The sequence below is a fragment of the Flavobacterium sp. Leaf359 genome (assembly GCF_001423985.1).
GTDB classification, from domain to species: domain Bacteria; phylum Bacteroidota; class Bacteroidia; order Flavobacteriales; family Flavobacteriaceae; genus Flavobacterium; species Flavobacterium lindanitolerans.
Window position 1 is genome coordinate 36,416 of sequence record NZ_LMPW01000002.1, and the last position, 12,021, is coordinate 48,436.

The following is a 12,021-nucleotide window of genomic DNA, read 5'->3' on the forward strand; positions in this document are numbered from 1 at the left end:
CCCGTTCTGAACGAACGTTTCGCAATCTCTAATCGATAAATTCTCTTTCCAGAAAATAATTCACAATGGCTTCTTTCATTAGCACGGATTGCTCACCTGCTTTCAATGGTGGCAGTTCTTCTTTTATCTTATAATGCGGCCATCCTTCATTGTCGAAATAATCAAATTCATAGAATCCGTAAGGCTCCAGCAGTCGGCATATGGCAATATGCATCAGGTTTACCTTTTCATCTTTTTTGAATTTATTATGAACCTTTCCCAGTTCCTGTACTCCGATAAGGTAAATGATGGAGTCCAAATCGAGTTCCTCATCGCCTTCGGCAAATTGGTGAGATAAAAGACTGACGACTTTTTCCCAGCGTTGTTTTAATTGTATATCTCTAGACATTTGAATCTTAGTTTTTTAAGTTACGAACAGAAATTTTCCATTCATAAATTGTGAATTTAATCTGCAAAGATACATTCTTGATTTTTGTTTTTCTATGCAAAGTCATCTATCTTGGCTGCTTATTATTTTTTGAATGGGACTTTTAGATATTATTTTAGGCATTTTCTTAGCCTATGGTTTAATCAGAGGGCTTTGGAATGGGCTTTTTGTAGAGTTTGCTTCTTTGGTATCGCTGCTTTTAGGGATTTATATTGCGATAAAGTTTTCTTTCATTACAGCTGAATTTTTAGCAGATGTATTTTCCTGGAATCCAAAAACCATTGCCATCTGGGCATTTGTACTGACTTTTATTGGTGTAGTTATCGGTATTTCGTTACTGGCAAAATTCTTTACTTCCATTGCCAATTTTGCAAGTTTGGGACTGCTAAATAAAATTGCCGGAGGAGTTTTTGGCGTCCTGAAAATGTGCCTGATTCTGAGCTTTGTCTTGGCACTGTTCCAAAAAATCAATTCCAACAATACGTTTGCCGAAAAGAAAACCCTTGATGACTCGCTGTTTTATAACCCGATTCTGAAAATTTCAGAGTTTGTTTACCCTGTTTTTGAGGAATGGTTTGAGGAGTTGAAGAAGTAAATTTTTGATTTAGGATTTTTGATTTAAGATTTTTGATTTTAGCTTGCGAGTCACAGACAGAAATCATAAATCTAAAATCATAAATTCTACATCTACTTTATCTCTTTCAAAACATCCTTATTCACCCAGCCTTCTTTTTCATCAGCCAATTGAATTTTCCTCCAATTATCCAACGTTTCAATAATCTGGACTTTTGTGCCTTCATGAAGTACAAAGGCGTTGTCTGCATTTTCTTTCGGTTCATTTTTAACACCCACCGTATCTGCAAAAATTATGGCAGGCTTATCGTTTTCATAGCTTGTCTTTTCTGCTATGGCAGAAGCAACACTCACAATTAATGCAATTAATGCAACGAATAATCCCACAAAGAAAACGCGTTTGAGCCAGGTTGCCGCCGAAAAATAATATCCTATGAAAAACAACAGAAACAGGATTGAAAAGCCAATAGCAATTTTGGCCCAGCCGTCATAGGTATAGGAAGACGTAAAATCATGAATAATTTTTCCAAAACCAACCTGCTGCACAGGCTTGATATCGTCAATTGTCATGTTTTGGGCAAATTGCAGGTTGTTTCTGGCATCACTATAACCAGGATTAAGCAACAGAGCCTTTTCGTAATAATAAATCGCAGGAGCGGTTTTATTGAGCTTGTAATAAGCATTTCCGAGATTAAAATACAATTCCGCTGAGTGCTGTTTTGTTTTCAGTACATTTTCATAGGCTTTGACAGCTTCTTCAAATTTGTCCTGACGGTAGAACTTGTTTCCGGCCTCAAAATTGTCCTGTGCCCAGAAAACCTGGGTAAAAAGCAACAGTATGTAGACTATGTTTTTCATTTTTGTTCAATTTTCAATTCTATAATGAATTATCAATTGTTAGATTTGTTTTTCCAGTTCGGAAATTACGGTTACGGCCTTATCAAAATCCTGCTGGATGGCTACACTGGAATAAGGCGCATATCTGGCAAACTCACAGTTCTCCGTAAGGTTTATAAAATCATTTATCGTTTCCGGCCTTGCATTTCTGTCCAAAAGAATTTCACGAATCTTGTCTTTGCTCATTTCTGAAGTCTCGATATGTAATTTGGCTTTCAGGAAATTGTGCAATGCTTTTTCAAGGGCGATATAAAACGGCTCTTTATTATTGATTTGTTTTTTAGCTTCCGAAAGGTATTTTTTAGCCAGCCTGTTAGACATCTTTCTCTTATTTCCAACAACATCACTATCAATTGCTTCTTTTTTCTTCTTAGCCAAAATAATTATAGGGATAAAGAGGAAAGGCAGGAATAGCAACGTATAAAACAACCCTGAACCGAAGAAATCCTCTTTATGGGTAGAATGCAATTGCGTTTTCAGCGCAATAAACCGGAACTGATTCGTACTTTTTACTGCCTGTTTGTTTGTTGTAGCTCCCGGAGTGGCAGCTACAGAAGAATCCGATGAAGTCGGTCCATCCAAAACCTTAATAACAATATCATTTGAAGTTATTGTTTTGTATGTTTTTGTAGACAGGTCAAAATACGAGAATGTTAGTCCCTTAATGGTATAATTGCCCTGATATTGCGGAATAATGGTGTATTTATCCGCAATTTTTCCCTGCATTCCGGAAAGTGGTGTTGTAACCTGCTCACTATGTACCGGGTCATACATTTCCAAAGCACTTGGCACAATTGGTTTTGGCAAGGTAAACAGTTTCAGGTTCCCGTTACCGGAAACACTGATATCCAAATCCAATGATTCACCATGTCTTAACTCCGTTTTGGAAGGCTTGACAACAAAATTGAATTTTCCTACGGCGCCGGTAAAGTCCTGTGGTTTTCCTGCTTCAGGCAAAGCTTTTACATTGATAACCTTACTTCCCGCAGAAACCGTTTTATTGCCTGTAACAAACTGGACTCTTCCAAAAATATCTCTTCTGTTGGTAGGCTGGTCAACCACAATGTCCAAAGAAAGCGGTTCTATGGTTAGTTTCCCCGATTTTTGAGGATATAGCACCGTTTTTCTAAGCACCACATAACGGTAGTCTTCACCATTATATTTTCCGTTTTCGACTACAAGATTTTTGATATCGATATTCTGGCTCCAGAAATCATTGAATTTCGGGCTATCGATTTCTTTCCAGTTCCTAACGCTGACATTATTGCTCACATACAGCTTATAGACAACTGTAATTGGCTGGTTTAGATACGGGTTTGTATTCGATATTTCAGCAATAAGATGGATTCCACCGCTTGGCACATAGTCCGGACTGCTAGGGTCCTTAGACTCATCAATAGGTGCCGTTACGTTTATTTTAATGGGTGCCGTTTTGTAGGTCTGCCCTTTAATTTCTATTGTTGCCTGCTTGATGGTGAGCGTTCCTCTTTGTTGCGGAAGCAGTATATAAATATAGGATTTATTAAAAGTTGCCCTCCCATTAATCCAGGTCTGGCTCACTTGCTGGCTTGGACCACCAACCACACGGAAACCTTCAAAAGAAGGCGGCGTAAAGTTATCGCCGTCTTCATTCATGATGAAATCAATACGGAGCCTTTCGTTAAGTCCGAGTGTCTGTTTACTGACTTTTGCCTCAAATTGTACCTGGGCAGAAAGACCCTGGAAACAGATTAAAATTAGTGCTGCTATATATTTTCTCATCGCAATCAACATCTTACCAGTCTTTTTCTGTTTGAACCGGCTTGCCTTTTACTTTTTTGGCATTGACCTTTTCCTGAATTTTCTTTTCTTCATTGTTTACTGCATCGAGCAGGTTTTCAATTCGCTGCTTTGACGGACTGTTACCCGGTTGTGGTTTAGGCTGGCCTTTCTGGTCAGAATCCTTATCATTCTTTCCTTCACCATTTTTGCCGTCCTGCTTATCCTTTTTATCGTCGCCCTTGTCTTTATTCTCTTTCTTATCGTCGCCCTTGTCTCCTTCTTTTTTGTCGTCTTTCTCGTTTTTCTTATCCTTATCTTTTTCTTTCTTGTCTTTGTCTTTCTTCTTATCGTCTTTAGGCGGCTCCGGATTGTTTTTCAGATATTCTTTAGCTAAGGCATAATTGTAACGGGTCTGTTCATCAGCCGGATTGTTTCTCAGTGCATTTTTATAGGCTTCAACAGCATCTGAATATTTTTTTTCTGTCATAAAAATGTTTCCCAAATTATGAAAAGCTTTGTGCTTTTCGGCTTTGGTCTTGGCATTTTCTATAGTATTGACATAAGCCAGTTTTGCTTCACTTGGCTGTTTTTGCTTATAAATCGTATTTCCTAAATTATAAGATGCTATTGCCTTGGTTGGCGATTTGGATAATGAAATTCTGTATTCGGCTTCAGCATCGACATAGTTTTTTTCTTTAAACTCTTTATTTCCTCTTGGCAGATTCTTGTCTTTATCTTTTTCCTGTGCGATTGCTGCAAAGGAAAAAAGTAGAAGCGTATATATCAATAGCTGTCTCATATTATTCCTTTTCATTAAATAAGTTCATCTTTTTCACCCAGTTTGTCTTTTTCTCTAAAAAGAAGATATCAATAAAAAACAAAAAGAATGCTATTCCTAAAAGCCACTGAAACTGCGATTGGTAATTGGCAAACTGCTTGGTTTCGAATTCGCTTTTTTCAATATTTTCCAAGGCGTGTTTCACATAATCGACCACTTCTTTTGTATTGTTTCCGTTCACATAACCTCCTTTGGTAATTTTGGCAATTTCTTTCAAAGTAGTCTCATTCAGCTTGGTGACTACAACTTCTCCGTTTTGGTCGCGCTGGAAGCTTTCTACCACACCATTTCTTTTTAACGGTATGGGTCCGCCTTTTTCGGTACCTACTCCAATAGTTATGATTTTCAATCCGTTTTTATTGGCTTCTTCTGTTGCTTCTTCAATTCCTTCGGAATGGTCTTCCCCATCAGAAATCATGATAACCAGCTTGCTCACCTTACTGTCCTGGCTGAAAAAACTAGACGACAGGTGTATGGCTTCATCAAGCGAAGTACCTTGTGATGACACCATTCCCGGATTCATGCTTTGCAGGAACATTTTGGCCACACTGTAATCTGTCGTAATTGGCAATACCGGAAAAGCACTGCCCGCATAGGCTACAATTCCGATTCTGTCACTCCCCAACTGATTGATAATCTGCGAAACAATCTGCTTGGTTTTTTCCAGACGGTTTGGCGCTACATCTTCTGCCAGCATTGATTTTGAAACGTCAATAGCAAAAACAATATCAATACCTTCTCTTTTTACGGTTTCGACCTTGGTTCCCAATTTAGGATTAACCAGACCTAAAATGAGGCAGGCCAACGCCAAAAGAAAGACCGTAATTTTCAGGGTCGATTTGAAAACCGATTTTTCCGGAGTTAGTTTTTTCACCAATTTCAGGTCACCAAATTCTTTCTGTTTTTTTCTTTTCCAATAAAGATTGAAAAGGAAAATCAGTACCAGAATTGGTATGACTATCAGGAGATATAAATATTTTTTTTCGTCTAATTCGTCGTACATAATTTCTTAAATAAAGCTTCTAAAAACCGTATTTTTCAATAAAACTTCTAACAATAAAAGTATGCCTGCTGCTATAGCAAAAGGTCTGAACCTTTCATCGTAATTATAGAATTTCTGTTCTTCAATTTCTGTGGTTTCCAGCTTATTGATTTCATCATATATAGCTTTCAGGCTCTGGTTATTTTTTGCCCTGAAATATTTTCCATCGGTATTTCTTGCAATTTCTTTCATCAACTGCTCATCAATTTCCACCTGCATCATTCGGTAAACAAAATCTCCATTTGGAGCTATGGCATAAGGAGATTCTGCCATTCCGGTTGTTCCTATACCAATCGTATATACTTTTATGCCGTATTCTTTTGCTATTTCGGAAGCCATTCTCGGATCGATAAACCCGGAATTGTTGACTCCGTCCGTAAGCAATATAATTACTTTACTTTTTGCCTTGCTGTCTTTCAATCGGTTTACGGCTGTTGCCAATCCCATACCAATTCCTGTTCCGTCCTGCAAAAGGTTATCATACTTTACACTGTTCAAAGCATCCAACACGACTGCCTTGTCACTGGTTACCGGCGTTTTGGTATAGCTTTCTGCTGCATAGACAACCAGACCTATTCTGTCGTTTGGACGGGCTTCTACGAATTCTGAGGCCACCCTTTTCAAAGCTTCCAAACGGTTTGGCTTCAAATCACGCGTTAACATACTTCCCGAAACGTCAATAGACATTACAATATCAATTCCGTTGGTTATGTTGGTCTTATTACTAATATCTACGGTTTGCGGTCTTGCCATGGCAACAATCAGAAAACCTAAGGCAAGAATCCTGAAAACAAATAATAGCGGTTTTAATTTTGACCAAATTGATGGTTTCGCCTTGAATCCTTTTAGCGAGCTTACTTTTAGTGAAGCCTGTTTCTTTCCTTTCCATATTTGCCATGCAATAGCAATCGGAATGAGAACAAACAGCCAGAAAAACTCAGGATTTAAAAAGGTAACATTTTTCATCTTAGTTTACTTTTTTAAGTTCGACCGAGTTTACTATCCTATCTGAAATTTTGGAACCGTATTCGTCATTATCACGATAGGTAATAATAATTTCCTGAAGGCCTCCTTCTTGTCCGAATACCATAATTTCATATCCAATTTTGATTCCTTTATCACTGTCTTCTTTAAAAACGACCATAGTTCCGTAGGCTTTTATTCCGGAAATACCTTCTTTGGTATCGAACTGGTCCTGCTTTACAAAAACATCTTTTGCTTTGTATTGTTTTTCAAACGACTTGATTTCCTTTTCAACTACTTTTTCCAGCGGTCGGCTCAAAGTATCCTTAAATGATGTAGTAGAAATATTCACCATCACCTCATCAAAAACAGTCCCATAAGCAAATGCCTGGCTTTCTTTTATGCCCATGTCTTTATTGCCGCCCGGAAGTTTTGTTCTTTTCAATACTTTCGGTGTTTCAATGGTCACAGCCGGATTTCCGTAGTCACTCTTAATCCATTCGCCTTCATATAATTCTTTTGTAGGGTTGCCTAAAATAGCATCCAACCCTCTGGTCGTAATGAAATAGGTTAACGTTCCTACCACCAAAAATGCTCCTGCAAATGTGGCAATTGCAATTTTGCGTTTGCGTTTTTTCTTTAGCAGCAGTTCTTTTTTCTGCGCGTCGAGTAATAACAGTTCTTCGTCTTCTTCCTCAACTTCAGGTATAGCCTTGTGCAATGTGAAAATTGTCTTTTCTATTTTTGCACGGTCTTCCGCTATTTCGAAATCAAGCGGTTTTGATTTGGCAAATTTCACCAAATCTGCCTGACGCAGAACACGCTCCAGATTGTCAACGGTTTCCTGTGAAATTTTCATCTTTTTACGGACAGCGGCATTTCTCAAACCTGTAATAACTTCGGAAGTGGTGCTTTCCATTGCCGGAACCTGAATTTCTTCTTCAATATAGGTTCTGGTAATATCTGTCAATTCTGAATAATAGTTCTTAACTTCTCCTTTTTGCCAAAGTCCTTTCTGTTCCAGATTTTTAAGAAGTGTTACCGCTTTTTCTATTGGTGTTGCATATACAACCTCTTCCGGCTTTTCTTTCTTTTTATATTTTTTGGAAAAGTAATAAATCAGGTATCCGATTCCGCCCAAAAGCAAGAGTCCCAGAAGGTATTTCCACCAATTACCCATAGATTCCTTAACTTCTGCTATTCCTTTGATGTCGTACATTTTTTGTTTCAATGTATCGACCTTGACTCCGGCAACGTTAACAAAAATTGAATCTGTTGAGTAGGGTTTGTCGTTGATGAGTACTTTAAGGCTCGGTATCATGTATTTTCCGGAATCAAACTGGGTAAGTCCATATCTTTTTGTAAGCAGATAGCGGTCTTTTTGTTTCACGGTATCAGTTGGATAGGATTCCAGAACTTCTAACTGTCCGAAATTAGTGCTTTCCGGAAATACCACATTTGACAATGTGTCTACTGAAGTTTTTAACGTAAGATTGATTTGTGCCCCTATTTTTATTTTGGTCGAATCAACGGCTGTAGTTACCCGTTTCTGCTGCCCAAAGGCAAAGGTTCCGATGAATAAAAAAAATAGTATGTAAAGCGTGTTGTTCTTCATTTTAGTTCCTAATCTTAATCATGAAAGGGGGAAAAAAGATTATCCTCTCGATTTAAAATAGCCCAATAGTTTCGTCACGTAGCTTTCATCTACTCTGGTATTTACCGTTCCCGAACCACATCTGCTAAACGTTTCCTTAAAAAATTTCATTTTTTCCTGATAGTATTTTTCATATTCCAGACGTACCGCTTTTGAGCCCGTGTTGACCAATAGAGTTTCGCCTGTTTCGGCATCCAGCATATTGACCATTCCTATGTTTGGCATTTTTTCTTCCCTTACATCATAGACACGAATACCGGTAAGGTCGTGTTTTTTTCCTGCAATTTTTAGCGTATGCTCATAATTATCGTCTGTCATAAAATCAGAAATCACAAAAACGATGGCTTTCTTTTTCATGACTCCGGACAAAAACCGCAATGCCTGAGAAATATTCGTCTTATGGCTTTTAGGCTTGAACTCTATCAGTTCCCGGATAATTCTCAATACGTGCGACCTTCCTTTTTTAGGCGGAATATACAGTTCTATTTCATCCGAAAATAAAATCAAACCAATTTTGTCATTATTCTGTGTTGCTGAAAAGGCCATTGTTGCCGCAATTTCAGTAACGATATCTTTCTTGAAGCCATTTTGTGTTCCAAAGCTTTCCGAACCGCTGACGTCAACCATAAGCATCATGGTCAGCTCGCGTTCTTCTTCAAAAACTTTAATGTAAGGTTCATTATATCTTGCCGTAACGTTCCAGTCAATTGCACGCACATCGTCTCCAAACTGATACTGGCGGACTTCACTAAAAGTCATCCCGCGTCCTTTGAACGATGTGTGATATTCACCCGAAAAAATATGATCGCTCAATCTTCGGGTCTTGATTTCTATCTTCCGTACTTTCTTGAGTAATTCCTTTGTATCCATTTTTTTTAGTTGATAGTGGACAATTTTTAGCGGATAGTCTTTTTAGTGGATAGTGGATAGTCTTTAGTGGATAGTTAGTTTGAACTATCGATAAACTATCAACTATTCACTGTCAACTATCAACTTACTAAGGTACTTCAACTTCGTTTACGATTTTGTTTATGATGTCTACAGAAGTTACGTTTTCTGCTTCTGCTTCATACGTAATTCCAATTCTATGGCGAAGTACATCGTGAACAACAGCACGCACGTCTTCAGGAATTACATAACCTCTGCGTTTGATAAAGGCATAACATTTAGCTGCATTCGCCAAATTGATACTTCCACGAGGCGATGCACCAAAACTGATTAATGGTTTCAGGTTTTCCAGTTTGTATTTTTCCGGATAACGGGTTGCGAAAATGATATCCAGAATGTATTTTTCAATTTTTTCATCCATATATACTTCACGAACTGCTTCCTGAGCGCGAAGAATCTGGTCTGTAGAAACTACAGGATTTACTTTTTCATAAGAGCCTTTCAGGTTCTGGCGGATGACCATTCTTTCTTCATCGATTTTTGGATAGTCGATAACTGTTTTCAACATAAAACGGTCAACCTGAGCTTCTGGTAACGGATAGGTTCCTTCCTGTTCTACCGGGTTTTGTGTAGCCAATACTAAAAATGGCTTATCTAATTTGAAAGTCGTATCTCCAATAGTTACCTGCTTTTCCTGCATGGCTTCAAGCAATGCCGACTGTACTTTTGCAGGGGCACGGTTAATCTCATCTGCCAAAACGAAATTAGCGAAGATTGGTCCTTTCTTGATTGAAAAAGCATTGTCTTTAATATTATAGATCATGGTTCCTACCACATCGGCAGGAAGTAAATCCGGAGTAAACTGTATACGGCTGAAAGAACCTTGAACTGCCTGCGACAGTGTATTAATTGCTAATGTTTTTGCCAATCCGGGAACACCTTCCAGCAAAATATGCCCTTGTCCCAAAAGTCCAATCAATAATCGCTCCACCATGTGTTTCTGACCTACAATGACTTTATTCATTTCCATCATCAGCAAGTCGATAAAAGCACTTTCTCTTTCTATTTTTTCATTAATTGCCCTAATGTCTAATGCAGTAGCATTTTCTTCCATAATCTAATATTTAAAAAGCCGTGAAATTAGTATTTAATTTTAACAGTGCAAATTGAAAATTTATTTAAATGCAAGTTGTTAACGTTACGTTAAAATATGTTTGAATGCCTTGGTTTTAAGGATGATTTATGATTTTGTTTTCATAAATTTAAAATCTCAAAACTTATCATCGTGAAAACAACATTATCTCCCATTATTGCGGGAACTATGAGCTGGGGAGTCTGGGATAAAAATCTCACAACTTCCGAAATGGCGAACCTGATACACGTTTGCTCTGAAAATAAAATCACCACTTTCGATCATGCCGATATTTATGGAGGCTACACGACCGAAGCCGAATTTGGAAAAGCTTTGTCCGAAAGCAAGATCGACCGAAGAAAAATACAGCTGATTTCAAAATGCGGCATACAGCATGTTCTTGGAAACAGGAATAACAAAATCAAACATTATGACTATTCGAAAGACTATATTATCTGGTCTGTAGAAAACTCGCTGAAAAACCTCCATACTGATTATCTGGATGTTTTCCTGCTGCATCGTCCGAGTCCGCTTATGAATGCCAATGAAATTGCAGAAGCCGTAGAAAAATTAAAATCGGAAGGAAAAATCCTTGATTTCGGGCTGTCTAATTTTACGCCTTCACAAACCGACCTGATACTTTCAAAAACAGAAGTGAGTTACAACCAGGTACAATTTTCTGCAACCGACTTTAAGGCTATGACCGACGGAAGCTTTGACCATATGCAGGTGCATAACATACGCCCTATGGCGTGGAATCCGCTTGGAACGGTTTTCAGAGAAAAAACCGACCAAACGCGACGTTTAAAAACACTTTTGGCAGAATTGGTTGGAAAATATCATGTAGGTTCAGACACCATTTTATTGTCATGGGTATTACAGCATCCGGCAAAAGTTATCCCAATTGCAGGAACCGTGAATGTTTCCAGAATCCAGCAACTTTATAAGGCAACCGAATTCAAACTGGAAAACGAAGAATGGTTTGCCATCTGGACAGAAAGTATGGGAAACAAAGTGCCTTAAAAAGACTAAACTATTTAGGATGAATTATAAATTCTGACAGGAAATTAATGAAAACAGTATTAATAACAGGCGCTACCAGCGGTATAGGAAGAGCTACAGCGATTGAATTAGCAAAACATAATTTTAAGTTGATTCTTTGTGGAAGACGCGAGGACCGTTTGGCTGAATTACAGCTCGAGCTCGAACACCGCACCAAAGTACATACGCTTAATTTTGACGTAAGAAAGAAAAAAGCCGTACAGGAATCTATCGATTCACTGCCAAAAGAATTTGCCGAAATCGATATCCTCATTAACAATGCCGGAAATGCGCACGGTTTGGACCCTATTCAAAATGGCGATCTGGAAGATTGGGATGCTATGGTAGACATCAATATCAAAGGTCTTTTATATGTTTCACATGCCGTTATTCCGAAAATGGTTGAGAGGAGAAACGGCCACATTATCAACATTGGCTCCACAGCCGCAAAAGAAGTTTATCCGAATGGAAATGTCTATTGCGCTACAAAACACGCTGTTGATGCTATTAACCAGGGCATGCGAATGGACCTCAACCAATACGGCATACGGGTTGGAGGCATTCATCCGGGCATGGTTGAGACGGAATTTTCACAGGTACGTTTCAAAGGCGATGCTGAAAGAGCTTCCAATGTTTACAAAGGTTTTGAACCTTTAAAACCGGAAGACATAGCCGATATTATACGATTTGTAATTACGAGACCCTACCATGTCAACATTGCCGACCTGATGGTAATGTCGACGGCGCAGGCTTCCTCTACAATAGTAAACCGCATACTCTAAATTGATGATGGCCGGGTTTTTGG

The 12,021-nt window shown here is 38.4% G+C and carries 12 protein-coding genes; 3 read left to right on the forward strand and 9 right to left on the reverse strand.

Annotation, left to right across the window (positions count from 1 at the left end; translation table 11 throughout):
• Positions 1-28: 28 nt before the first annotated feature.
• Positions 29-388, reverse strand: coding sequence for a hypothetical protein (locus tag ASG38_RS02770; RefSeq protein ID WP_056066871.1), 360 nt, complete (start codon positions 386-388; stop codon positions 29-31).
• A gap of 133 nt (positions 389-521) precedes the next feature.
• On the opposite strand from ASG38_RS02770, the gene ASG38_RS02775 reads away from it, so the two are divergent.
• The gene (locus ASG38_RS02775; RefSeq protein ID WP_056066873.1) at positions 522-1,022 is read left to right on the forward strand and encodes a CvpA family protein; all 501 of its coding nucleotides are present in this window, start codon (positions 522-524) and stop codon (positions 1,020-1,022) included.
• A gap of 92 nt (positions 1,023-1,114) precedes the next feature.
• On the opposite strand, the gene ASG38_RS02780 is transcribed toward ASG38_RS02775, so the two are convergent.
• The 8 genes from ASG38_RS02780 to ASG38_RS02815 form a co-directional block, all read right to left on the reverse strand.
• Positions 1,115-1,858: an SH3 domain-containing protein gene (locus ASG38_RS02780; RefSeq protein ID WP_056066875.1), complete on the reverse strand. Its 744-nt coding sequence runs from the start codon at positions 1,856-1,858 to the stop codon at positions 1,115-1,117.
• Between the two features lie 39 nt (positions 1,859-1,897).
• Positions 1,898-3,658: a BatD family protein gene (locus ASG38_RS02785; RefSeq protein WP_056066876.1), complete on the reverse strand. Its 1,761-nt coding sequence runs from the start codon at positions 3,656-3,658 to the stop codon at positions 1,898-1,900.
• Positions 3,659-3,671: 13 nt separating this feature from the next.
• Positions 3,672-4,457 carry a tetratricopeptide repeat protein gene (locus ASG38_RS02790; RefSeq protein WP_056066879.1) on the reverse strand — a complete coding sequence of 262 codons (786 nt, stop codon included), beginning with the start codon at positions 4,455-4,457 and terminating at the stop codon, positions 3,672-3,674.
• 1 nt (position 4,458) lies between these two features.
• Positions 4,459-5,499, reverse strand: a complete 1,041-nt coding sequence (locus tag ASG38_RS02795) for a VWA domain-containing protein (RefSeq protein ID WP_056066881.1) — start codon at positions 5,497-5,499, stop codon at positions 4,459-4,461.
• A gap of 6 nt (positions 5,500-5,505) precedes the next feature.
• A complete protein-coding gene (locus ASG38_RS02800; protein WP_056066883.1) occupies positions 5,506-6,504 on the reverse strand; it encodes a VWA domain-containing protein in 999 nt (332 codons plus the stop codon).
• Between the two features lies 1 nt (position 6,505).
• Entirely contained in the window at positions 6,506-8,116 is a 1,611-nt protein-coding gene (locus tag ASG38_RS02805) for a hypothetical protein (RefSeq protein WP_056066884.1), read from the reverse strand.
• Between the two features lie 39 nt (positions 8,117-8,155).
• Positions 8,156-9,025 carry a DUF58 domain-containing protein gene (locus ASG38_RS02810; protein WP_056066888.1) on the reverse strand — a complete coding sequence of 290 codons (870 nt, stop codon included), beginning with the start codon at positions 9,023-9,025 and terminating at the stop codon, positions 8,156-8,158.
• A gap of 127 nt (positions 9,026-9,152) precedes the next feature.
• Positions 9,153-10,157 (reverse strand): MoxR family ATPase, encoded by a 1,005-nt coding sequence (locus ASG38_RS02815; RefSeq protein WP_056066891.1) that lies wholly within the window; start codon positions 10,155-10,157, stop codon positions 9,153-9,155.
• Positions 10,158-10,325: 168 nt separating this feature from the next.
• Here ASG38_RS02815 and ASG38_RS02820 point away from each other — a divergent pair, with 168 nt between their 5' ends.
• Both ASG38_RS02820 and ASG38_RS02825 read left to right on the forward strand, forming a co-directional pair.
• Positions 10,326-11,198 carry an aldo/keto reductase family oxidoreductase gene (locus ASG38_RS02820; protein WP_056066894.1) on the forward strand — a complete coding sequence of 291 codons (873 nt, stop codon included), beginning with the start codon at positions 10,326-10,328 and terminating at the stop codon, positions 11,196-11,198.
• 47 nt (positions 11,199-11,245) lie between these two features.
• Complete coding sequence (locus tag ASG38_RS02825; protein ID WP_056066897.1) at positions 11,246-11,998, forward strand: SDR family NAD(P)-dependent oxidoreductase; 753 nt, start codon at positions 11,246-11,248, stop codon at positions 11,996-11,998.
• The last annotated feature ends 23 nt before the right edge of the window (positions 11,999-12,021 follow it).

Coding starts and splice junctions, on each gene's coding strand:
- ASG38_RS02770 (WP_056066871.1), bottom strand. CDS start 388: ATGTCTAGAGATATACAATTAAAACAACGCTGGGAAAAAGTCGTCAGT.
- ASG38_RS02775 (WP_056066873.1), top strand. CDS start 522: ATGGGACTTTTAGATATTATTTTAGGCATTTTCTTAGCCTATGGTTTA.
- ASG38_RS02780 (WP_056066875.1), bottom strand. CDS start 1,858: ATGAAAAACATAGTCTACATACTGTTGCTTTTTACCCAGGTTTTCTGG.
- ASG38_RS02785 (WP_056066876.1), bottom strand. CDS start 3,658: ATGAGAAAATATATAGCAGCACTAATTTTAATCTGTTTCCAGGGTCTT.
- ASG38_RS02790 (WP_056066879.1), bottom strand. CDS start 4,457: ATGAGACAGCTATTGATATATACGCTTCTACTTTTTTCCTTTGCAGCA.
- ASG38_RS02795 (WP_056066881.1), bottom strand. CDS start 5,499: ATGTACGACGAATTAGACGAAAAAAAATATTTATATCTCCTGATAGTC.
- ASG38_RS02800 (WP_056066883.1), bottom strand. CDS start 6,504: ATGAAAAATGTTACCTTTTTAAATCCTGAGTTTTTCTGGCTGTTTGTT.
- ASG38_RS02805 (WP_056066884.1), bottom strand. CDS start 8,116: ATGAAGAACAACACGCTTTACATACTATTTTTTTTATTCATCGGAACC.
- ASG38_RS02810 (WP_056066888.1), bottom strand. CDS start 9,025: ATGGATACAAAGGAATTACTCAAGAAAGTACGGAAGATAGAAATCAAG.
- ASG38_RS02815 (WP_056066891.1), bottom strand. CDS start 10,157: ATGGAAGAAAATGCTACTGCATTAGACATTAGGGCAATTAATGAAAAA.
- ASG38_RS02825 (WP_056066897.1), top strand. CDS start 11,246: ATGAAAACAGTATTAATAACAGGCGCTACCAGCGGTATAGGAAGAGCT.